Genomic DNA, 21,986 nt, shown 5'->3' with positions numbered 1-21,986 from the left:
GAGTGTTCATGCCCGTCGTCGCCACCGCCACCGAGAAGCCGCTGGCCGCAAAAGTGCTGGTGATCGGCCACCGCGGCGCCAGCGCCCTGCGTCCCGAACACACGCTGGCCTCGTATGAAAAGGCCATCGCCGACGGCGCCGACTACGTCGAACCGGACCTGGTGATGACCAAGGACGGCGTGATGGTGGCGCGCCACGAGAACGAGATCGGCAGCACCACCGACGTGGCCAGCCATCCGGAATTCGCCGCCCGCAAGACCCGCAAGACCATCGACGGCGTGGCGGTCGACGGCTGGTTCAGCGAGGACTTCACCCTGGCCGAGCTGAAGACGCTGCGGGCGCGCGAGCGACTGCCCAGGCTGCGCAGCACGCAGTACGACGGCCAGTTCCCGATCGCCACGCTGGACGAGATCATCGCGTTCGTGGCGGCCGAATCGGCGGCACGCGGGCGCGTGATCGGAATCATCCCGGAGATCAAGCACGGCACTTACTTCCGCGGCATCGGCCTGCCGATGGAAGACAAGTTGCTGGCCACGCTGGCCGCACACGCCTATACGCGCACGGCGCCGGTGGAGATCCAGTCATTCGAGATCGGCAATCTGCAGTACCTACACGGCAAGCTGGCCGACGGCACGCACGGCAACATCCGGCTGCTGCAATTGCTGGGCGATGCCGACGAGCAGCCGTACGACGTGACCGCCGCGGGCGGCAAACTCGACTACGGGCAGATGATGACGCCGGCCGGGCTGCGCGCCATCGCCACCTATGCGAACGCGATCGGCCCCGGCATCCGCGCGATCATCCCGCTGAAGTTCGACCACCTGCTGGGCGAGCCCACCGCGCTGGTGCACGACGCGCACGTCGCCGGCCTCGAGGTGCATCCGTACACGTTCCGCCCCGAGAACTATTTCCTGCCGCTCGACCGGTGGCAGGGCATCGACCCGCGCAACTTCAACGAGGCTGGTTCGATCGCCGAGATCCGCACCTATCTCGCCACCGGCATCGATGCGTTCTTCACCGACGACCCGGCGATCGGGCGCAAGGCGCTGGACGGGATGGACAGCCGCAAGTGAGAGGACTGAGGGGCGAGAGAACAGCTCTCGCCCCTCGTTCCCGCCCGGATCTTCAGCGGGCGGCGATCTGGAACTGCTGCTTCGTCACCGGCTTGCCGTCGAGCGAGATCTCGACCTGGTACTTGCCGGCCGGCCACAGGTCGGGGTTCTGCACCTTGAACGTGGTGATCGCCGGGCCATCGGTGGCGATCGACTGGCTGATGTTGCTGACCAGCTGGCCCTGGCCTTCCAGGTAGCTCCACTTCGCGTTGAGCGTGGCCCCGCCCGTACTGCCTTCGGTGGCGACGCTGGCGTAGATCGCCTTGTCGTTGCTGGCAAAACTGTCGCCGGGGCGGGTGACCTGGTGGTCGGCGTTCACCGCGCTGCCCAGGGTGAGCTTGGCCACGCTGAACGGCGTGGGCGGCGGCAAGGTGGAGGCGGCGACCGCGATGCTGGCGGCGGTGGCTGGCGCCAGTGCGCTGGATGCCGCCGGTGAAACGGGCGCTTGCGCCACCGGTGCCGTGGAAGCCGGCGCCGGCGTGGGGGCGGGCGCAGGGGGCTCGTTCTTGCCGCAGGCGCTCAGCAGCAGGGCGCCGGCGAAGGCGACGCTGCAAAGCGCGCCGGAACGCGGGAAGGATGTCATGCAGGTTTTCATGGGAACTCCGCTGTCGATCACGTGGCGGCAACCCGTCGCGGGTGTGGCCAGTGCAGCGAGGCTAGCTCGACGGATCTGAAGCGCCGATTACCGGGAGTCGCCGCGGCCGCTGAACTTTCACGCGGCGGCCACGCCCGCGCGGGCCGCTACTGGCGCACCGTGCGCGGATTGCCCGGCGTGGCCGGCGTGCTGCTGCGGAACGGGTTGATGTCCAGCCCGCCGCGGCGGGTGTAGCGCGCGTACACGCTGAGCTGCCGGGGCGCGCAGCGCTGCGTGAGGTCGACGAAGATGCGCTCCACGCACTGTTCGTGAAACTCGTTGTGGGTGCGGAACGAGACCAGGTAGCGCAGCAGGCCCGCATGGTCGATCGGCGCGCCGCGATAGGCGATCTGCACGCTGCCCCAGTCGGGCTGGCCGGTGACTGGGCAGTTCGAGCGCAGCAGGTGGGAGACCAGGGTTTCGGCCACCGGCGTGGCCGTGGCGTCGGCCTGCAGGAAGTCCGCGTCCGGCGGTCCGTAGCTGTCGATGGCGATGTCCTGGTCATCGAGCGATTGGCCGTCCAGAACGCTCACCGGCAGGCTGGCGCCGCCGGCGGCATGCAGCTGCACGTTCACCACGGCTCCCGCCGCGGCGGACAAGTCGTGCAGCAAGGTGTCGGTGAGGCTGGCCGCATCGGCGATGCGTTCCTGGGCGAAGCCGTTGAGATACAGCTTGAACGACTTCGACTCGATGATGTTGGGCGAGGCCGCCGGCACGTGGAACTCGGCCAGCGCCACCTGCGGCTTGCCGCGCAGGTCGAGCCACGACAACTCATAGGCGTTCCAGATGTCCACGCCGTGGAACGGCAGCACTTCGCCCAAGCCGATTTCGGCGCGCTTGTCGGCGCGGGGGATCGGAAACAGCAAGCCGGGATCGTAACGGTCGGCGTAGACGGTGTCCTTGCCGAGCGGGGAATGTTCGGGAGTGCTCATGCGGTGGAGTTTAACTGCTCGCGCTCCGCCTTCTGCGTTCAGGCACTTCGACGTCAAAAACACCCCACCCCGGCCCTCCCCTGCGGAGCAGGGGAGGGAGTTCACGAGTACGCGGCAGGCTCTACACGTTGACCATGTGCATCATCGAGTCGACGTAGCGGTTGCCGGCGACGGCATCGGGCGGGAAGATCGCGTCGATGGCGGCGAGTTCGGCGGCGGTGAGCCGCACGTCGAGCGCGCCCAGGTTTTCGTCCAGCCGCGAGCGCTTGCGGGTGCCGGGAATCGCCAGCACCTCGTCACCCTGCGCCAGCACCCAGGCCAGCGCCAGCTGCGCCGGCGAGCAACCCTTGTCGGCGGCGAGCGACTTCACCTGCTCGACCAGTTGCAGGTTGCGGGCGAAGTTGTCGCCGACGAAGCGCGGGCTGCCGCGGCGGTAGTCGTCGGCGTCGAAATCGTCGGGCGAGCGGATCGCGCCGGTGAGGAAGCCGCGGCCCAGCGGCGAGTAGGCGACCAGGCTGACACCGAGCCGGCGGCAGGCGTCGAGCATGCCGTTGTCCTGCGGATCGCGCGTCCACAGCGAGAATTCGCTTTGCAGCGCCGCGATCGGATGCACCTTGCAGGCGCGTTCCAGCGTGGCGCCGGACGCTTCGCTGAGGCCCAGGTAACGCACCTTGCCGGCGGCGACCAGTTCGGCCATCGCGCCCACGGTTTCCTCGATCGGCACGTTCGGGTCGACGCGGTGCTGGTAATACAGGTCGATGGTGTCGATGCCCAGGCGCTTGAGGCTGGCGTCGCAGGCGGCGTGCACGTAATCGGGTCGGCCGTTGACGCCGCGTGCCTGCGGGTTGTCCGGACCGCGCACGATGCCGAACTTGGTGGCGATGAAGGCCTGCTCGCGGCGGCCCTTGATCGCCTTGCCGACCAGTTCCTCGTTGGTGTGCGGGCCATACATGTCGGCGGTGTCGAGCAGGTTCAGGCCGCGATCCAGCGCGTGGTGGATGGTGGCGATCGATTCGGCGTCGTCGTGGGCGCCGTAGAACGCGCTCATGCCCATGCAGCCGAGGCCGAGGGTGGAGACTTGCGGGCCGTGGCGGCCGAGCGTGCGGGTCTGCATGGTGTCGCTCCGTGGGGTGAAGGTGGATGCATGGTGCGCCCGGACGCCCATCGGATAAATGCTCAATAATGATCATCACCATTCAATCAACGGCAACAATGGCCATGGACCGACTCGAAGCGATGCGGTTGTATACGCGGATCGTCGAACTGGGCAGTTTCACCGCCGCGGCGGACGACCTGAACCTACCGCGAGCCACCGTCACCCATGCGATCAAGCGGCTGGAGGCCCGGCTCGGCGCGCAACTGCTGTTGCGCACCACCCGGCGCGTGCGCAGTACCCGCGATGGCGAGACCTATTACGGGCATTGCGTGCGGCTGCTGGCCGACATGGACGAGGTCGAGACGGACTTCCGCGAGGCCCGGGTGCAACCGAAGGGCCGCCTGCGCGTCGACCTGCCGGCGACGCTGGCGCGGCTGCTGGTGATTCCCAGGCTGCGCGATTTCTTCGCGCGCTACCCGCTGATCCAGCTCGACATCGGCACTGGCGACCGCTTCGTCGACCTGGTCCGCGAGGGCGTCGATTGCGTGCTGCGCATCGGCGAGCTGGGCGATTCGGGCATGGTCGGCCGCCGCGTGGGTGTATTGCAGCAGGTCACCGTGGCCAGCGCCGCCTACGTGCGCCGGCATGGTCAGCCCGAGTCGCTGGCCGCGCTGCACGATGGTCACCTGGCGGTGAACTGGGTGTCGCCGACCACCCATCGCGCCGAGCCACTGGAATTCATGGTGGGCCGCAAGCGGCGCGAAATGACCTTGCCCGGTTGCGTCAGCGTCAGCGGCGTGGATGCCTACCTCGGGTGTTGCGAGGCCGGCCTGGGCATCGCGCAGATGCCGCGTTATCGCATCGGCGATGAATTGAAGAGCGGCCGACTACGCGAAATCCTGCCGGCACATCCGCCGCCGCCGTTGCCGATGACCATCCTGTATCCGCAGCAGCGGCAGATGCCCGCGCGCCTGCGCGTGTTCGTCGACTGGCTGGTGGAGTTGACGGCGGAGCAGCGCTGAAGCCTGATGCTCCTCCCCCTGCGCGCAGGGGGAGGTTGGGAGGGGGTTGCCCGGGCTGGCGAGGGGCTGAAGATCAAGAGCGAACCCCACAGCTGAAGCACTCCCTGCGGTAGCCCGAACCTCTCCTGCGTTGCCCCAAAGGAATTTCCTGCGGTCGCAGGGAAGCCGGCCATCAGGAAGCGCGGGGCGGGCCGGGACGTGGCGCGCTGGTGCCCAGCGTGTCGCTGGTCAGCGGGGCGCCGGCGGTGATCAGGGCGCCGCGCTGCTCGGCCAGCGGCAGGCGCAGCATGCAGTCCTCGAAGCGGGCCAGTTTCTGGAACGCGGGCTGGGCCTGCACCTGCGCCACCAGGGCGGCCATCAGCGGCCAGCGTTCGGCATCGATCGCGTAGCGCACGAACGAGGCGGTGCGGAAAAAGCTGGCGAGGCTGATGTCGGCGATCGACAGTGCGCCGAACACGAAGCCGTCGTCGGGCAGTTGCTGCTCCAGATAATCGAGCGCGGCGGGAATCTCCACTTCGAGCGCGTGCTGCACCACGACCTCGTTCGGGGCTTCGCCGAAGATGTGGCGCTTGATCGCCAGCTGGTGGAACAGCCGCCAGATCAGGCCGTCGGCCAGCCGCGTGTCGGCGTACTCCTCCAGCCAGCGGGCGCGCGCGCGATCGGCGATATCGCGGGGATACAGCGAGGGCGTGGGGTGCTGGTCCTCCAGGTACTGGCAGATCACGCTGGAGTCGCTGAGCACCAGGTCGCCATCCACCAGTACCGGGATGCGGCGCAGCGGGCTTAGCCGGCTGAATTCGTCGTTGCCGACGAACGGTGCGATCGGATCGACTTCGTATTCCAGCCCCTTCAGTTCGAGGCAGGCCAGCACCTTGCGCACGTAAGGGGAAATGTAGTTGCCGATGATTCTGAGGCGCTGCGTCACGGGGCATCTCCTCCGGAACGGATGCCGCAGCGTGCGATGGCCGCCGCCCGCGCGTCAAGCTGGCCGGCCCGCGGCGCCGTGGTCGGTCGTCACAAGCGACCGATGTCCGTGCGGCAGCGTATTTTTGCGGCATGGGCCCACAGTCGGGACCAATGGCAGGGGTGCCATTGGTCATGCGCAGGCTAGCATCAGGTGTTCGAGTACATCTGGGCCAGGGTCGGCAGTCGCAGCAATCCGCTTTCGCAAGGGGAACGCAACATGAGTTTGATGATCGGCAGTTCGCGCGTGCTGGGTGCGCTGGTATTGGGAGCGTTGTCCACCGGTGTCGCCGCGCAGGGGCGAACCCTGAGCGCGAACGACTATGCACAGGCAGAGCGTTTCATGGGTTACAACACCGCACCGCTGGTCGACCACGCGGTGCAGAAGGTCGACTGGCTCGATGCCGGTCATTTCTGGTACGTCGACCACGATGCCACCGGCGACCACTTCGTCCGGATGGACGTGGCCAGCGGCAAGACCGCGCCGCTGTTCGACCAGGCCAAGCTGGCGGCGGCGCTGGGCAAGGTCGGCGGCAAGAGCGTCGACGCCGGCAAGCTGCCGGTGCGCAGCTACAAGCTGATGGCCGACGGCCGCATCGATGTCGGCGTGCGGGGCAAGCATTACGCGTGTGACCTCGCCGCCGTCGAGGCCAGCTGCGCCGATCTTTCGAAGCTGGTGAAGACCGGCGACGAACCGGGTGCGCTGTCACCCGATGGCAAGAGCGAGGCGTTCATCCGCGACTGGAACCTGTGGCTGCGCGACGTCGCCAGCGGCAAGGAAACCCAGCTCACCACCGACGGCGTCGAAGACTTCGGCTATGCCACCGACAACGCCGGCTGGAAGCACACCGACAACGCGATCGTCGAGTGGTCGCCCGATTCGAAGCAGATCGCCACCTTCCAGCAGGACCAGCGCAAGACCGGCGAGATGTACCTGGTCAGCACCCGGGTTGGCCATCCGAAGCTGGAGAAGTGGAAGTACCCGCTGGTCGGCGACAAGGACGTGACGATGATCGAGCGCGTCATCATCGATGTCGCCGCGAAGAAGGTCACCCGCCTGCAGATGCCGCCGGACCAGCACCGCTCCAGCCTGTGCGACGACGTCAGCTGCGGCCCCGAAGGTGGCTGGGACGACGTGAAGTGGGCGGCCGACGGCAAGACCCTGGCCTTCGTCTCCACCTCGCGCGACCACAAGCACGAATGGTTCCGCATCGCCGACACCGCCACCGGCAAGGTGCGCACCGTGTTCGAGGAGAAGGTGCCGACGTATTACGAGAGCGGCAACGGCGCGGTGAACTGGCGCTACCTGCCCGAGACCCACGAGGCGATCTGGTTCAGCGAGCGCAACAACTGGGGCAACCTGTATCTCTACGACCTCAACACCGGCAAGCTCAAGCACGCGATCACCAAGGGCGACGGCAACGTCACCGAGGTGCTGAAGCTCGATGCGAAGACGCGCACCGTGTGGTTCCGCGGCGTCGGCCGCACGGCGGGCGTGAATCCCTACTACCAGCAGTTCTTCAAGGTCAGCCTGGACGGCGGCAAGCCGGTGCTGCTGACGCCGGAGGCAGCCGACCACACGGTCACGCTGTCGCCGGACGGCAAGGCCTTCGTCGACGCGTACTCCACCCCCACCACGCCGCCGGTCACCGTGCTGCGCAGCGCCGACGACGGCCGCAAGCTGGCCGACGTGGCCACCGCCGACATCACCCGGCTGAAGGCCACCGGCTGGGTGCCGCCGATTCCGTTCACGGTGAAGGGCCGCGACGGCAAGACCGACCTGTACGGCATGATGTTCAAGCCGACCCACTTCGATGCCTCGAAGAAATATCCGATCATCGACTACATCTACCCGGGTCCGCAGACCGGTTCGGTGCGCGGGCGCAGCTTCTCCTCCGCCCGCGCCGACCACCAGTCGATGGCCGAGCTGGGCTTCATCGTGGTGGCGATCGACGGCATGGGCACGCCGTGGCGTTCGAAGGCATTCCACGACGCCTACTTCGAGCGTGTCGAGGACAACACCTTGCCCGACCAGGTGGCCGGGCTGAAGGAGCTGGGCAAGAAATATCCGTGGATCGATCTCGACCGCGTCGGCGTGTGGGGCCACTCTGGCGGCGGCAACGCCACCGCAGGCGCGATGTTCCACCACCCGGACGTCTTCAAGGTCGGCTGGGCCGAGAGCGGCAACCACGACAACCGCAACTACGAGGACGACTGGGCCGAGAAGTGGCAGGGCCTGCTGGTCACCGACAAGGACGGCAAGACCAACTATGACGCCCAGGCCAACCAGAGTTTCGCCAAGGAGCTCAAGGGCCACCTGATGCTGGTGCACGGCACGATGGACGACAACGTGCCGCCGTCGAACACCTTGCTGGTGGTCGATGCACTGATCAAGGCGAACCGCAACTTTGATTTGCTGATGATCCCCAACGCCCACCACGGTTACGGCGAAGCCACTCCGTATGCCACCCGTCGCCGCTGGGATTACTTCGTGCAGTACCTGGCCGGCAATACGCCGCCGGTGGAGTATCAGCTGAAGGCGTGGCCCTGGCGTTGAATCCGCCGGATTGATCGGAACAACGCAGAAGGCCGGGTGCAGACCCGGCCTTTTTCATGTCGCAGAATCTGAGACTTCTTGACGTTAGATACGACAAAGGCCGGTTGCCCGGCCTTGTCTGATTTGGTGCATCTTTCAGCTTTAGGCTGATCAGCTTGTTAGCGGAAAGAGCGCATTTCCTGATCTGCTAGTGTGGCCGAGAGTACGAGTGCCACAGGGAAGCGTCAAGGGGGACGACATGGCAAAGATCGACTATCGGCTGGCGCTGGATTTGGGCGCCAATTCATTGGGCTGGTGCGTCTATCGGCTCACTGGGCATGGCGAACCAGACAAGATCGTTCGCATGGGCTCGCGCATCTTCTCGGACGGGCGCGATCCCAAGACACTTGCTTCGCGTGCAGCCGACCGCCGATCGGCCAGGCAGGCGCGCCGGCGCCGTGATCGCGTACTCAAGCGGCGACACAAGCTGATGCAGGCTTTGGAGAAATACGGCCTGATGCCTGCCGATGCGGCAGCACGCAAGTCATTGCAGGCGCTCGATCCGTTCGAACTACGCGCCCGCGGGCTGGATCAGCCGCTGAAACTGCACGAGCTGGGTCGCGCCCTGTATCACCTGGCGCGCAAGCGCGGCTTTCGCAGCAGCAAGAAGGATGCGCGCGACGATGAATCGGCCAAGGAATCGGGCAAGGTCAAGCAGGCCATCGCTGCCTTGCGTGAGCGTGTTGTGGCAGCGGGCTGCCGCACCGTGGGTGAGTACCTCGCCAGACAGCACGCCGAACGCGAACCCGTGCGCGCCAGACGCAGCAGCGATGGCGGTTACGTGCTCTACCTGCAACGCGCGATGGTGGAGGATGAGTTCGCTGCCTTGTGGCAAGCGCAGCAGCCTCACCATCCGGACACGCTGACTGACGAGGCTCGCGAGGAGCTGCGCGACATTCTCTTGTTCCAGCGGCGGTTGAAGCCGGTCGAAGCAGGTCACTGCCCATTTGAACCCACCCAGTACCGCGCCCGTCTGTGCGCGCCCATGCAGCAGCGCTTCCGCATGTTGCAGGAACTCAACCATCTGCGCGTGCGCGATGGTATCGACGAGCGCGTGCTCACGCTGGACGAGCGCAACGCCATGCTCGCCGAGCTGGAGGTCGACGCTGGACCCAAGCCGGTGAGTTGGTCACGCCTCGCCAAGGCCGCCGGTCTGCGCAAAGCGGATTTCAACCTGGGGCGCGACGAGAAGCGGAGCGGTTTGAAAGCAGACGCGGTCGGCACGCGCTTTGCCGCCGATACGGCGCTGGGTGAAACCTGGGCGCGGCTTGCGCCCGACCAGCAATACGCCCTGGCCGTGCTGGTGGCGCTGGCTGACCAGGTCGCTACGCTGGAAGCGGCGCTGCTGGCCCTGCCTGCCCTTTCGCCTGGCAGCGAGGAGATCCTGAAAGGCATCTTTGCCAGGGAGGAACGTGAAGCCGTAGCAGCTTCGCTGCAATCGTTGCCGCTGCATTTGAGTGAGTCGCAGGCACGCTACATCGCTGGCTTCAACCTGCCGGACGACTACGGCAGCCTCAGCTTGAGAGCGCTTGCGCGCATCGTGCCCGAACTGGAGCGGGAGGTGGTGACCTACGACGCGGCCGTGCGCCGCGCCGGTTACCTGAGTCATTCACAATTCCACACCGGCGAAATATTCGATCGCTTGCCGTACTACGGGCAGGTGCTGGCGGGTTACACGGCGCCGACACCCAGCGCAAAGAACCCGGATGAACGCCATTACGGCAAGATTCCCAATCCCACCGTGCACATCGGCCTGAACCAGGTGCGCTTGCTGGTGAATGCACTCGTCAAGCGCTACGGATCGCCGCGTCAGATCGTCATTGAGCTGACCCGCGAGTTTGGTGCATCCGGCGAGAAGCGTCGCGAGATCATGGCCAAGCAGAAGGAGAACCAGGATCGCAACGACGGCTACGCGGAGGCTTTGTCGAAGCTTGGCGTGCGCAACAGCCGCGAGAACCGGCTGAAGCTGCAACTGTGGGACGAGCTGGGCAAGGACGACGCCATGGATCGCTACTGCGTCTATAGCGGCAAGCGCCTGAGCAAGGCCGTGCTGTTCAGCGACGAGGTCGAGATCGATCACATCCTGCCATTCTCGCAAACCCTGCACGATGGCGTCGGCAACAAGATCCTGTGCACACGGCAAAGCAATCGCGACAAGGGCAACCGCACGCCGTTCGACGCCTGGGGCCACACGGAGCGCTGGGCCGAGATCGAGGCGCGCGCCGAGCGCTTGCCGGCACACAAGCGCAAGCTGTTTCGCGAAGGGGCGATGGAGGTATTCCTCGGCGATCAGGATTTCCTCGCCCGCCACCTCACCGATACCGCCTACCTCGGTCGGGCAGCCAAGCAATACCTCACCCATGTCTGCCACAAGGACGATGTGTGGGTTTCCAGCGGCAAGCTCACCGGCATGATTCGGGGCAAGTATGGATTGAGCAAATTGCTTTCCGAAGATGGCAGCAAGAACCGCGATGACCATCGTCATCATGCATTGGATGCCGCAGTGATCGGATTGTGCAGCCGCAGCCTCATCCAGCGCATGGCCACGGCAGCGGCGAGCGCCGAAGAACATGGCGAGAACCGCCTGCTGGAACGGCTTGACTTGCCCTGGCCCGGCTATCGTGAAGAGCTGGGCGCCTGTCTCGCGACTATCGTGGTGTCGCACAAGCCCGATCACGGCAAACAGGCAGCCCTGCACAACGACACGAATTACGGTTTGCGGGGTGCACCGGACAAGCGCGGCAACCCGCTGGTAGGGCGACGCCGTCCGCTGGACAGCATCAAGAGCGCAGGCGATGCCGAATCCATCGCCAGTGAAGCCCTGCGTGAGGACATTCGCCAGTTGCTGGCACCGTTGGGTGCGGGGAAGGAGATCAAGGCTGCGCTCGACGCCTATGCCGCACGCACCGGTGTGCGCAGGGTCATTTGCGAGGAGCGCCTGTCGGTCATCCCCATCAGGGATCGCCGCAACGGTCAGCCCTATCGCTACGTCAAGGGTGACGGCAACTACTGCTACGAAATCTTCCGCAAACCCGATGGGCGTTGGGATGGCGAGGTCATCAGCTCGTTCGAGGCCAACCAGCGGGCGTTCACGGAGTCACCTTCACATGCACAGAACGGCATGCCACTGGTGATGCGGTTGCACAAGGATGATGTGCTGGCCATTGAGCGTAACGGCGAGTATGAGCTCATGCGCATCGCGAAGTTTTCGGAGGGCATGATCGCCATGGCCGCGTTGCGAGAGGCGAATGTGGACGCGCGTACCCGCGACAAGAGCTGCGACCTGAAATATTTCTTCAAGTCACCGTCGGCCTTGCGGCCCTTGCGCGCCCGTGCCGTCGGCGTCGATGTTCTCGGTTACGTCAACGATCCCGGCTTCAAGGACTGACATGATTGGCCGCATCGTCGAGATTGCCGGCGACGGGCGCTACCTGTCGCTGGATCGCGGCTTCCTCGTGGTCAGCCACAAGGGCGAGGAAGTGGGGCGCACGGCCATCGACGATGTGGCCGCATTGATCGGCAACGCGCACGGTCTGGTCTACAGCAACAATCTGCTGGTTGCACTGGCCGAGCGCGGCGCGCCTTTCGTGCTGTGCGGCGCCAATCACCGCCCCGCCGGCCTGTTGTGGCCGGTGGAAGGTCATCACCGCCAAGCCGCACGCATGGATGCGCAATTGCGCGCCGGCTTGCCCTTGCGCAAGCGCCTGTGGAAAGAGGTGGTACAGGCCAAGATCGGCATGCAGGCGGCAGTGATCGGTCTGTTCGGCGGCCCGGAGCCGCCGTTACGCCGGCTGGCGGGCAAGGTGCGCAGTGGCGATCCATCCAACATCGAAGGACAGGCGGCGCGGCTGTATTGGGGCCTCTTGATGGGCAAGGCGTTTCGTCGCGACCGAGACGCGCCCGGTACAAACTCAATGCTCAACTATGGCTACACCGTGCTGCGTGCGTTGGTGGCCCGGCAGGTGATGGCAGCCGGCCTGCACCCCGGTATCCCGCTGCACCATGCCAACGAAGGCAATGCGATGCGCCTGGTCGATGATTTGATGGAGCCTTTCCGGCCGTTGGTGGACGCCTGCGTGCGGCGCTTGGTGGAAGCAGGCCATGCGGAGCTTGGTTCTTTCGAGCGTCGTGAGTTGGCCGTACTTGGCACGCGCAGCTTGCACACCAGGCATGGCATTAGCCCGGTGGGCCTGGTCGCGCAGCGCTTCGTCGCCAGCGTCGCTCAAGCTTACGAGTCGCAAGCTGCTTCGCTCGAATGGCCGCCGGGCGACAAGGCCGTCTTGGCCTCATTGTGGGATGAGTCGCATGACACGCGCGAAAACGAGGACGCCCCCTGAGCGACGGCTCGCGCCGCCACTCTGCGCGTACCGACTGATGTGGATGCTGGTGATGTTCGACCTGCCCGTGGATACCGACGAGAACCGCAAGGCGGCCAACGACTTTCGCCACGACTTGCTCGATTTTGGTTTCGAGCGCTGTCAGTATTCGGTCTACCTGCGCTTTTGCGAGGGCCGTGAGCAAGCCGACACCTGGACGCGTCGTGTGCAGGCCGTACTGCCACCCGGAGGCAAGGTCTACTGTCTGTACTTCACCGACAAGCAGTACGAGGGCATCGTCCGCTTCGAACGCCGCCAGCGTCGCAAGAAGGTGAAAAATCCGGACCAATACCAGTTGTTTTGAACCGCCATGGCGCGAATTACGCTAGCTCAACATCCCGCAAGCCGTTTCGAATCATTGGCTTGCAAGGATGCGGAGCGTAACAGATCAGGAAATGCGCTCTGGCCGGAACACCGGCGGCACCTGGCTCACCGATGCCGACGAGCGTAACAGATCAGGAAATGCGCTCTGGCCGGAACCTTGGGCCTGACCTGGTCGAATGTGTCTGCGAGCGTAACAGATCAGGAAATGCGCTCTGGCCGGAACACGTCCGGACGCATCGGCGCACTGTTTTCGAGCGTAACAGATCAGGAAATGCGCTCTGGCCGGAACTGGAGCCCCGCGCTGGTCGCGCAGTGCTCCGAGCGTAACAGATCAGGAAATGCGCTCTGGCCGGAACGGAGATCTCCTCATGGCCATGACCATCCCCGAGCGTAACAGATCAGGAAATGCGCTCTGGCCGGAACCTCCGGTGCGTCAGCTACCGCGGGCGGTGGGAGCGTAACAGATCAGGAAATGCGCTCTGGCCGGAACACAAAGGCGCTGCAATGAGCATCGACACTGGAGCGTAACAGATCAGGAAATGCGCTCTGGCCGGAACGGCCGACGTGCCCAGCCAGCGGGTGGTGCAGAGCGTAACAGATCAGGAAATGCGCTCTGGCCGGAACTGTTGCTTGGCGCTACTCGCATTCTGCTGCGAGCGTAACAGATCAGGAAATGCGCTCTGGCCGGAACGAAGGAAGCGCATCAAGCGTTGGACGTGTTGAGCGTAACAGATCAGGAAATGCGCTCTGGCCGGAACACCAGATGATCGCTCGCGAAGCGGCGAAGAGAGCGTAACAGATCAGGAAATGCGCTCTGGCCGGAACAGCATGGTCACCACATGGTTCTGCACGATGGAGCGTAACAGATCAGGAAATGCGCTCTGGCCGGAACTTCAGCCGGTGACGTTCAAGCGCACGGAACGAGCGTAACAGATCAGGAAATGCGCTCTGGCCGGAACTGCTCAGCCCCATCGAAGTCACCCTGACCGGAGCGTAACAGATCAGGAAATGCGCTCTGGCCGGAACAGGCCGCGCAGATAGAACTGGCGGGCCAGCGAGCGTAACAGATCAGGAAATGCGCTCTGGCCGGAACTAGTTGATGTAGCTAGCGCCAAGTTCGTCGGAGCGTAACAGATCAGGAAATGCGCTCTGGCCGGAACAGATGCAAACCCGCATCGGCCCGTGCTGCAGAGCGTAACAGATCAGGAAATGCGCTCTGGCCGGAACTCATAGACCAGTGTGGTGGTGCCGTCGCTCGAGCGTAACAGATCAGGAAATGCGCTCTGGCCGGAACCGACGCGGCAGACGGTCGGCGCAACTGTGGGAGCGTAACAGATCAGGAAATGCGCTCTGGCCGGAACAGACAACGCAACATGGAGCGCAGCTTGTAGGAGCGTAACAGATCAGGAAATGCGCTCTGGCCGGAACTGCCCGCCATTGAAGGGCGACTTGTTGCAGGAGCGTAACAGATCAGGAAATGCGCTCTGGCCGGAACCGGCTACACCAGCGGTGGCGGCTGCGGCGTGAGCGTAACAGATCAGGAAATGCGCTCTGGCCGGAACATTCGGGGCCGACTGGGGCTTCGCGATCGAGAGCGTAACAGATCAGGAAATGCGCTCTGGCCGGAACCGTCTGATCGAACTGCCTCGCCTGCTCTGCGAGCGTAACAGATCAGGAAATGCGCTCTGGCCGGAACTTTCATGGCGGCGATGCGGCGATCAGCCCGGAGCGTAACAGATCAGGAAATGCGCTCTGGCCGGAACCGGGCCCGCCGAGTGCATCGAGTGCGGCGGAGCGTAACAGATCAGGAAATGCGCTCTGGCCGGAACTATGGCTTCTTGTTGTCCGAGGTGCGGGCCGAGCGTAACAGATCAGGAAATGCGCTCTGGCCGGAACTAGTCGCGTGCGAACACGTGGGGCTCCAGCGAGCGTAACAGATCAGGAAATGCGCTCTGGCCGGAACGATCGGTGGGTGTGCCGCCGTCGATGATGCGAGCGTAACAGATCAGGAAATGCGCTCTGGCCGGAACTCGATGCGGTTGGCCCAGCGCGGCGTGTCCGAGCGTAACAGATCAGGAAATGCGCTCTGGCCGGAACCGGCTTCAGGACGCCCACGGTGTCCCAGAAGAGCGTAACAGATCAGGAAATGCGCTCTGGCCGGAACTTGCAATCCTGCGGCGTCAATTCCTTCATTGAGCGTAACAGATCAGGAAATGCGCTCTGGCCGGAACAGCGCAGCCAGTTGCGTATTGGACTGCAATGAGCGTAACAGATCAGGAAATGCGCTCTGGCCGGAACCGCAGGCCATCATCTGCGCGTGGTTCTTGCGAGCGTAACAGATCAGGAAATGCGCTCTGGCCGGAACTACATGGCGTGGAAGGGCTTGCTGCCCGTGGAGCGTAACAGATCAGGAAATGCGCTCTGACCGGAACGCACCGAGGATGAGCTGGTGCAGGCCGTGCGAGCGTAACAGATCAGGAAATGCGCTCTGGCGGAACCGGGCTGACGGAAAGCCGGGGGAGCGGTTCTCACTGCGGGCTCCGGGTTGGCTCGACGCCGTGACGACACGGCGTCGAGCCAACCCGGAGGATTGCCCTGATCCTCAGCGCAGGCTGGTTTTCTGCGCCAGCCCCTTGGCCAGGGCTTCGTCCAGCAACTGGCTCATCGACTGATCGGCCGCCTGCTGCGCCTGCTGTTGCTGGCGGTCGATTGCCTCTTGTTGCTTCTCGAAGCCGGCCTGTTGGGCTTCGAGCGCCTGTTGCTGGGCGGCCAGGCGTGCTTCCAGTTCGGCGTGGCGTTGGTCGAGCCGCGCCTGCGCCGCGTCCATTTCGTCCTGCCGTGCATCGAGTTTGCGCTGCTGCGCCTGTGAATCCGCTCCGTTCGCAGCGACCGAGGCGATCTGCGCCGCCATCTTCGCCTGTTGCCGCGCCAGCCCGGCCTGTTCCCGTGCGAAGGCGGCATCCTGCGCAGCAAGCCCGGCCTGCCGGCCGGCGATCGCGCCCTGCTGGCCGGCGAGCTCGCCCTGTTGCCGGGCCAGCGCGGTCACCGGTGCGTAGATGCGGCTGGCACGTTCCAGCATGGCCTTGTCGCGGATCACGTAGGCCTCGCTGCCGCGGCGAAACCACAGTATCGACTTGTTGGTGGCGCGGAGCTTCTTCACTGTATCGAGATCGGCGTTCGAGCCATTGATGGTGATCATCGAGTCGCCATTGAACAGGGCGAAGCCATTGTTCGCGTGATCCGTGGTGTCGATGCTGACGTGCCGCGCGGAGAAGCCGCTGTCGCTAGGCGGTGCCGGCGGCGCGGGCGGCGGCGGTGGCGGCGGCGGTGGGCTCATCGCCGGCAGTGCCGGCGGGGCCGGTGGCGGTGGTGGCGGCGTGACGGACGGGGCGGACGAATGCATCGGCGCCATGGGGGCGAGCGGCGCCAACGGTGCCGACGGTGCCACTGCGGCTGTGCTGGTCACCGCCGCCTTGGCGTTGTCGTGCTGGTTGCTGGCGGCGGTGACGCGGTAGGGCAGCACGCCGATCAGGGCGATCGCGGCGACGAGCAGCCAGCCGCGTGTGCGGGACGTTGGCTGGTTTGCGGTTTGCTGAAGCATGGTCAGTCGCCTCTTCAGGTTGTGGAAGGTGGGGGATGCGCCGGCCAGGCCGGCATGGACGGGTTGCGCCACGCCGAGGCGCAACAGCAGGCGGCCGTAGTCCTGTGGCGTGGCCTGGTCGTGCTGCACGACCTGCGCGTCGCAGGCCGACTCGCGGTTCAGTGCGTATTCGCGCATCGCCCAGCGCACCAGCGGGTGGAAGCAGAACAGCCACTGCGCGAGCGCCGGAATCCAGCCCAGCCAGAGGTCGCCGCGGCGCAGGTGGACAAGTTCGTGGGCCAGCGCCATCGAGGACTCGTCGGCATTCAACGCGTCGCGCGCCGGCAGCAGCACGGTGGGCTGCCACAAACCGATGACCTGGGGCGAAACGATCGCGTCGGATACGCGAAGCTGCGGGCAGCGGCGCAGGCCGAACTGACGGGCCTTGCGCAGGCACAGCGCCTGCATCGCCCGGTCGCCGATCGCTTGCGAGTCGTGCAGAACCTGTCGCGTGGCGCGCCATTCGCGCAGGCTGCGCGAGGCCAGCCACAGCAGTGCAGCCAGCCACAGCGCGATCACGGCGGCACGCCAGGAAAGCACGGGTGTGGTGGCCACGGTGGTGGGCGAGGTATGCAGCACGGTCTCATGTCCGGCCAGCACCGTGGCGTTGTAGGAGACCGGATGAGCAAGCTGCACCGTCGCTTCCACCGCCGGCGCCGGCAACCACGGAAGTTCCACCGGTGCATGCCACAGCAGGCCCAGCAGCAGCTGGGCGCCAACCAGCCACCACAAGGTGCAGCGCATCGCCGACGACAAGCGCGGCAGCAATCGTCCAAGCAGGTAGACCAGGCCGATCAGGCCGACCGCCTGGATGGACGTCCAGAGCATGCGGGTGAGCAGGGTCTCGGCCAGCGCGTTCAGTGCGTCCATCTCACGACTCCTTGCGGCGTGATTGCAGCTGGGACACCAGCGCTTCCAGCTCGGCCAGTTCGTCGTCGCTGACCTCGGCGCGCTCGGACATCCACGCCACGAACGGCGAGACCGAACCGCTCAGGGTCTTTTCGACGAAGCTGCCCACCGCGCTGCGCATCGCCTCGCCGGCGCCGGTGACCGTGCTGTAGCGGAACATGCCGCGCAGTTGCCTGCGCTTGAGAAAACCCTTGCCGCGCAGCCGCTCCATCATCGTCAGCACGGTGGAGCGGGCCAGCCCGCGCGGCTCGCCGAAGCTGGCGGCGACTTCGCCGACCGAGGCCGCGCCGCTTTCATCGATGTGCTGCAGCAGCGCCAGTTCCTGGTCGCCGATGGAGGGTTTGCGCATGACGGGTTCCGCTTGACTACAGTTGTAGGCAAGCTACGCCATGACTACAGACGTAGTCAAGTGCCGTTCGATCGGGGTCCGGTTGACGCTTCGATTCCACCCCCTGCGCGGGCTGCGCCCAGCGTGGCGGGAAGGCGGCGCTGGCAAGCGCCGTCATTTCCGTATCCCCGATCCCGTCTCCCAATCTCCGCTCAGAACGCCATGTCGAACGCCACCTCGCCCTGCACGCCGACCTGATACGCCGACACCCGGCGCTCGAAGAAGTTGGCCAGTTCCTGCACGTCCTGCAGGTCCATGAAGTCGAACGGGTTCTTCGCGCTGTACTTCTTCGGCAGGTCGAGCTGGGCGAAGCGCTGGTCGGCGCAGTATTCGAGGTATTGCCGCATGTGCTGCACCGACATGCCGGCCACGCCGCCGGACAACACGTCTTCGGCGAAGCGGGTTTCGCAGGCGATGGCTTCCTCCATCATCTCTTCGACCTGGGTACGCATGTCTGCGTCGAACAGTTCAGGCTCCTGCTCGCGCACGGTGCGCACCACCTCGAAGGCGAACGCCATGTGGCAGCTCTCGTCGCGGAACACCCAGTTGGTGCCGGCCGCCAGGCCGTGCAGCAGGCCGCGCGAGCGCAGGTAATAGACGTAGGCGAACGCAGCGTAGAAGAACAGCCCTTCGATACAGGCGGCGAAGCAGATCAGGTTGAGCAGGAACTGGCGCCGGTGCGCGCGCGTCTCCAGCCTCTGCAGGCCCTGGATCGAGTCGATCCACTTGAAGCAGAACGCGCCCTTCTGCCGGATCGACGGAATCGTCTCGATCGCCGCGAATGCGGCGTTGCGCTCGGCCGGGTCAGGGATGTAGGTGTCGAGCAGGGTGAGGTAGAACTGCACGTGCAGCGCTTCCTCGTACAACTGGCGCGAGAGGTACATGCGCGCTTCCGGCGCGTTGATGTGCTGGTACAGGTTCAGCACCAGATTGTTCGACACGATGGTGTCGCCGGTGGCGAAGAAGGCCACCAGGCGCTGGATCAGATGACGGTCGGCGGGCGACATCTTCGTGTCGAGGTCGCGCGTGTCCATCGAGAAATCCACTTCCTCGACGGTCCAGGTGTTTCTGATCGCGTTGCGGTACATCTCGTAGAAGCCGGGATAGCGCATCGGGCGCAGGGTGAGCTCGAAGCCTGGGGCGAGGATGTGAGCGTTGCGGGCGGGTTGGGCAGACATCTTGGTTCCTTGGATTCATAGCTTGCGCGCATAGTCGTCGTGCACGAAGCGGCTGACATAGGTGGAAAGCCCCAGGCCGGCTTGCGCCAGCTTTTGCATGTTCGCGATGTGTTCGCGACCGGTGGCTTTGTCGGTGTATTCGTAGGTGTCGCCGTTGACGAAGCGGATGCAGATGAAGCCGTCACCGCACTCGTAGGCGGTGACGCCGGAGTTGCCGTCGAGGTTCCGGTAGCGTTTCATCGCGACACCTCTCGCGTCATTGGCAGGCTTCGCAATACTCCGGGTTCTCCAGTGAACAAAACACCGCGGCCGTGGCCTGGGCCTGGTCGGGAAGCGCAGAGACGGTGGTCTTGGCGATCTTCGTCGCCGGTCGCGAGCGCAGGTAGTAGGTGGTCTTGATGCCGGCCTTCCACGCGTACATGTACATCGAGCTCAACTGGCCGATGTTCGGGTTTTCCATGAACAGGTTCAGCGACTGGCTCTGGTCGATGTACGCGCCGCGCGAAGCGGCCAGTTCGATCAGCGCCCTCTGCGGCAGTTCCCATACGGTGCGGTAGATCTGGCGCAGGCGCTCGGGGATCGCGGCGATGCCCTGGATCGAGCCTTCCGCCAGCTTGATCGCGTCGCGGATGTCGGATGTCCACAACCCCAGCGCCTTCAGCTCGTCGGCCAGATAACGGTTCACCTGCAGGAAATCGCCGGACAGCGTCTCGCGCTTGAACAGGTTGCTCACCTGCGGTTCGATGCATTCGTAGCAGCCGGCGATGGACGCGATCGTCGCGGTGGGGGCGATCGCGATCAGCAGCGAGTTGCGCAGGCCATGTTGTTTGATCTGTTCGCGCAGCGCATCCCAGCGCGCGTCGTCGTGTGGTGTGGCCTGCGGCCAGTGGTCGAACTGCAGCTCGCCGCTGGCCGCACGGCTTTCGGCGAAACCGGGATGAGCGCCTTCGGCTTCGGCCAGTTCGCACGATTGCGACAGCGCGTTGAAGTAGATCTCCTCAGCGATGCGGGTGGACAACGCCAGCGCCTCGGCGGAGTCGAATGGCAGCCGCAGCTTGAAGAACACGTCCTGCAAACCCATGACGCCGAGGCCCACCGGCCGCCACTTCATGTTCGCGGTGCGCGCGGTGGCGATCGGGTAGTAGTTGAGGTCGATCACCCGATTCAACTGGCGCACCGCGGTGCGCACGGTGGCGGCGAGCTGGTCGTAATCAAACACGCCCCCGGTGACGTGCCGCGCCAGGTTCACCGAGCCGAGATTGCACACGGCCGTCTCGTTGACCGAGCTGACTTCGAGGATCTCGGTGCACAGATTGGACAGATGGATCACGTTCCCGGATTTGGCCGTCTGATTGGACGTGGCGTTGCAGCGGTCCTTGAACGTCATCCAGCCGTTGCCGGTCTGCGCCAGCGTACGCATCATGCGGGCATAGAGCTCGCGTGCCTTCACCGCTTTCACCGCGAGGCCGTCGGCTTCGGCCTTGCGGTACGCGGCGTCGAACACCTCGCCCCAGCTGTCGACGAAGTGCGGCACCACTTTCGGATCGAACAGCGACCAGTCGCCGTCGCTCTCGACCCGGCGCATGAATTCGTCGGGGATCCAGTTGGCGATGTTGAGGTTGTGCGCGCGGCGTGCATCGTCGCCGGTGTTGTCGCGCAGTTCCAGGAAGTCCTCGATGTCGGCGTGCCACGACTCCAGGTAGACGCAGGCCGCGCCCTTGCGCTTGCCGCCCTGGTTCACCGCGGCGACCGATGCGTCCAGCGTCTTCAGCCATGGCAGCAGGCCATTCGAGTGGCCGTTGGTGCCGCGGATCAGCGAGCCGCGCGAGCGCACCCGCGAATAGGCCAGGCCAATGCCGCCGGCGAACTTGCTGAGCTTGGCCACGTCGGCGTATTTGTCGTAGATCGACTCCAGCGAATCGACCGGCGAGTCGAGCAGGTAGCACGAGCTGAGCTGCTCGTGCGCGGTGCCGGCGTTGAACAGGGTGGGCGAGCTGGCGATGTATTCCAGTGACGACAGCAGGCGGTACAGCTCCAGCGTCTCGCCGATCTCGTTGCCGCCCAGCGCGCAGGCGATGCGCATGAAGAAATGCTGCGGTGTCTCGATCACCAGGCGCTGCCGCGGGTGGCGCAGCAGGTAGCGGTCGTACACCGTGCGCAGGCCGAAGTATTCGAAACGGCGGGTGGCCAACGGGTCGATCGCGTCGTTCAACTTGCGCGCGTTGGCGGCCACGAAGTCGCGCAAACGATCGTTGAGGATGCCCAGCTCGGCGCCACGCGCGATCGACTGCGAGTAGCTCTGGATTTCCTGGCCGCTGACCTCCTTGTCGATGTACGCGCCGAGCAGGCGCGCGGCGAGCTGGCCGTACTCGGGCTCCTCCGCGGTCAAGGCGGCTGCGGTGCGGATCGACAGCTGATCGAGCTCCTGCGTGGTGGCGCCGTCGTACAGGCCGCCGATGGTCTTCAGCGCGACCCGTAGCGGATCGACGCCGTGCAAACCTTCGGCGCTGCGCGTCACCGCGCGCACGATCTTGTTGACGTCGACGGCTTCCTGGCCGCCGTTGCGCTTGGTCACGTGCATGGAGGCCGCGCTATGCGGCGGGGTCAGCGCGAAGGCGGCTTCATCGGCGGACGGGCTGGGGGATTCGGCGCGCGCGACGGCGCGCTCGCGTTCGGCGGTATCGAGGGCTTGCATGGCGGTTGGCTCCGGCGAAGGACATCAAACGCCTGCTCCCGCGCGCAGGGCCTGATAGCGACGGATTCCGGAGGCGACGCGCAAGCGGACGCCATGCGGCGACCGCCTCACGACGCACTTC

The 21,986-nt window shown here is 65.2% G+C and carries 15 protein-coding genes and 1 CRISPR repeat array; of the genes, 6 read left to right on the top strand and 9 right to left on the bottom strand.

Going from position 1 to position 21,986, the window contains the following annotated elements:
- Window positions 1-8 precede the first annotated feature (8 nt).
- Window positions 9-1,073, top strand: coding sequence for a glycerophosphodiester phosphodiesterase (locus tag AC3A56_RS07515; RefSeq protein ID WP_487769870.1), 1,065 nt, complete (start codon window positions 9-11; stop codon window positions 1,071-1,073).
- A gap of 52 nt (window positions 1,074-1,125) precedes the next feature.
- On the opposite strand, the gene AC3A56_RS07510 is transcribed toward AC3A56_RS07515, so the two are convergent.
- From AC3A56_RS07510 to AC3A56_RS07500, 3 genes are all read right to left on the bottom strand, one after another.
- On the bottom strand, window positions 1,126-1,695 hold the full coding sequence (locus AC3A56_RS07510) for a hypothetical protein (protein ID WP_204110314.1): 570 nt from the start codon (window positions 1,693-1,695) through the stop codon (window positions 1,126-1,128).
- Window positions 1,696-1,853: 158 nt separating this feature from the next.
- Window positions 1,854-2,678, bottom strand: coding sequence for an NADPH-dependent 7-cyano-7-deazaguanine reductase QueF (gene queF / locus AC3A56_RS07505; protein ID WP_487769869.1), 825 nt, complete (start codon window positions 2,676-2,678; stop codon window positions 1,854-1,856).
- 121 nt (window positions 2,679-2,799) lie between these two features.
- On the bottom strand, window positions 2,800-3,792 hold the full coding sequence (locus AC3A56_RS07500; protein ID WP_487769868.1) for an aldo/keto reductase: 993 nt from the start codon (window positions 3,790-3,792) through the stop codon (window positions 2,800-2,802).
- Window positions 3,793-3,896: 104 nt separating this feature from the next.
- Here AC3A56_RS07500 and AC3A56_RS07495 point away from each other — a divergent pair, with 104 nt between their 5' ends.
- Window positions 3,897-4,796, top strand: coding sequence for a LysR family transcriptional regulator (locus AC3A56_RS07495; RefSeq protein WP_487769867.1), 900 nt, complete (start codon window positions 3,897-3,899; stop codon window positions 4,794-4,796).
- 172 nt (window positions 4,797-4,968) lie between these two features.
- On the opposite strand, the gene AC3A56_RS07490 is transcribed toward AC3A56_RS07495, so the two are convergent.
- Window positions 4,969-5,721, bottom strand: a complete 753-nt coding sequence (locus AC3A56_RS07490; protein ID WP_056717426.1) for a glutathione S-transferase family protein — start codon at window positions 5,719-5,721, stop codon at window positions 4,969-4,971.
- 258 nt (window positions 5,722-5,979) lie between these two features.
- Between AC3A56_RS07490 and AC3A56_RS07485 the strand changes: the two genes are divergently transcribed.
- The 4 genes from AC3A56_RS07485 (at window position 5,980) to cas2 (ending at window position 13,035) form a co-directional block, all read left to right on the top strand.
- Entirely contained in the window at window positions 5,980-8,316 is a 2,337-nt protein-coding gene (locus AC3A56_RS07485) for a S9 family peptidase (RefSeq protein WP_487769866.1), read from the top strand.
- Window positions 8,317-8,554: 238 nt separating this feature from the next.
- Window positions 8,555-11,743 (top strand): type II CRISPR RNA-guided endonuclease Cas9, encoded by a 3,189-nt coding sequence (gene cas9, locus AC3A56_RS07480; RefSeq protein ID WP_487769865.1) that lies wholly within the window; start codon window positions 8,555-8,557, stop codon window positions 11,741-11,743.
- A gap of 1 nt (window position 11,744) precedes the next feature.
- Window positions 11,745-12,692 carry a type II CRISPR-associated endonuclease Cas1 gene (gene cas1 / locus AC3A56_RS07475; protein WP_487769864.1) on the top strand — a complete coding sequence of 316 codons (948 nt, stop codon included), beginning with the start codon at window positions 11,745-11,747 and terminating at the stop codon, window positions 12,690-12,692.
- Window positions 12,652-13,035, top strand: a complete 384-nt coding sequence (cas2, locus tag AC3A56_RS07470; RefSeq protein ID WP_487769863.1) for a CRISPR-associated endonuclease Cas2 — start codon at window positions 12,652-12,654, stop codon at window positions 13,033-13,035. The genes cas1 and cas2 overlap by 41 nt, the downstream gene beginning before the upstream one ends.
- A gap of 72 nt (window positions 13,036-13,107) precedes the next feature.
- Window positions 13,108-15,554: direct repeats of the CRISPR family, unit length 37 nt; unit sequence GAGCGTAACAGATCAGGAAATGCGCTCTGGCCGGAAC.
- A 103-nt stretch (window positions 15,555-15,657) separates the two neighbouring features.
- On the opposite strand, the gene AC3A56_RS07465 is transcribed toward cas2, so the two are convergent.
- The 5 genes from AC3A56_RS07465 to AC3A56_RS07445 all read right to left on the bottom strand — a co-directional run bounded on the left by AC3A56_RS07465 (window position 15,658) and on the right by AC3A56_RS07445 (window position 21,865).
- Window positions 15,658-17,565 carry a M56 family metallopeptidase gene (locus AC3A56_RS07465; RefSeq protein WP_487769862.1) on the bottom strand — a complete coding sequence of 636 codons (1,908 nt, stop codon included), beginning with the start codon at window positions 17,563-17,565 and terminating at the stop codon, window positions 15,658-15,660.
- Window position 17,566: 1 nt separating this feature from the next.
- A complete protein-coding gene (locus AC3A56_RS07460; RefSeq protein ID WP_056763386.1) occupies window positions 17,567-17,953 on the bottom strand; it encodes a BlaI/MecI/CopY family transcriptional regulator in 387 nt (128 codons plus the stop codon).
- A 191-nt stretch (window positions 17,954-18,144) separates the two neighbouring features.
- The gene (locus tag AC3A56_RS07455; protein ID WP_487769861.1) at window positions 18,145-19,170 is read right to left on the bottom strand and encodes a ribonucleotide-diphosphate reductase subunit beta; all 1,026 of its coding nucleotides are present in this window, start codon (window positions 19,168-19,170) and stop codon (window positions 18,145-18,147) included.
- A 15-nt stretch (window positions 19,171-19,185) separates the two neighbouring features.
- The gene (locus AC3A56_RS07450) at window positions 19,186-19,410 is read right to left on the bottom strand and encodes a hypothetical protein (protein ID WP_056717430.1); all 225 of its coding nucleotides are present in this window, start codon (window positions 19,408-19,410) and stop codon (window positions 19,186-19,188) included.
- Between the two features lie 16 nt (window positions 19,411-19,426).
- A complete protein-coding gene (locus AC3A56_RS07445) occupies window positions 19,427-21,865 on the bottom strand; it encodes a ribonucleoside-diphosphate reductase subunit alpha (RefSeq protein WP_487769860.1) in 2,439 nt (812 codons plus the stop codon).
- Window positions 21,866-21,986: the final 121 nt, after the last annotated feature.

The sequence above is a fragment of the Rhodanobacter sp. Soil_C_14 genome (assembly GCF_057657335.1).
The sequence above is the reverse complement of the archived record's forward strand: the minus strand, read 5'-3'. Positions and strand labels throughout refer to the sequence as shown.

What these genes read in the sequence shown, in the direction of transcription:
- AC3A56_RS07450 (WP_056717430.1), bottom strand. Translation starts at nt 19,410, where the DNA reads ATGAAACGCTACCGGAACCTCGACGGCAACTCCGGCGTCACCGCCTAC.
- AC3A56_RS07515 (WP_487769870.1), top strand. Translation starts at nt 9, where the DNA reads ATGCCCGTCGTCGCCACCGCCACCGAGAAGCCGCTGGCCGCAAAAGTG.
- AC3A56_RS07500 (WP_487769868.1), bottom strand. Translation starts at nt 3,792, where the DNA reads ATGCAGACCCGCACGCTCGGCCGCCACGGCCCGCAAGTCTCCACCCTC.
- AC3A56_RS07465 (WP_487769862.1), bottom strand. Translation starts at nt 17,565, where the DNA reads ATGGACGCACTGAACGCGCTGGCCGAGACCCTGCTCACCCGCATGCTC.
- AC3A56_RS07460 (WP_056763386.1), bottom strand. Translation starts at nt 17,953, where the DNA reads ATGCGCAAACCCTCCATCGGCGACCAGGAACTGGCGCTGCTGCAGCAC.
- cas9 (WP_487769865.1), top strand. Translation starts at nt 8,555, where the DNA reads ATGGCAAAGATCGACTATCGGCTGGCGCTGGATTTGGGCGCCAATTCA.
- AC3A56_RS07445 (WP_487769860.1), bottom strand. Translation starts at nt 21,865, where the DNA reads ATGCAAGCCCTCGATACCGCCGAACGCGAGCGCGCCGTCGCGCGCGCC.
- cas2 (WP_487769863.1), top strand. Translation starts at nt 12,652, where the DNA reads ATGAGTCGCATGACACGCGCGAAAACGAGGACGCCCCCTGAGCGACGG.
- AC3A56_RS07485 (WP_487769866.1), top strand. Translation starts at nt 5,980, where the DNA reads ATGAGTTTGATGATCGGCAGTTCGCGCGTGCTGGGTGCGCTGGTATTG.
- AC3A56_RS07510 (WP_204110314.1), bottom strand. Translation starts at nt 1,695, where the DNA reads ATGACATCCTTCCCGCGTTCCGGCGCGCTTTGCAGCGTCGCCTTCGCC.
- cas1 (WP_487769864.1), top strand. Translation starts at nt 11,745, where the DNA reads ATGATTGGCCGCATCGTCGAGATTGCCGGCGACGGGCGCTACCTGTCG.
- queF (WP_487769869.1), bottom strand. Translation starts at nt 2,678, where the DNA reads ATGAGCACTCCCGAACATTCCCCGCTCGGCAAGGACACCGTCTACGCC.
- AC3A56_RS07455 (WP_487769861.1), bottom strand. Translation starts at nt 19,170, where the DNA reads ATGTCTGCCCAACCCGCCCGCAACGCTCACATCCTCGCCCCAGGCTTC.
- AC3A56_RS07495 (WP_487769867.1), top strand. Translation starts at nt 3,897, where the DNA reads ATGGACCGACTCGAAGCGATGCGGTTGTATACGCGGATCGTCGAACTG.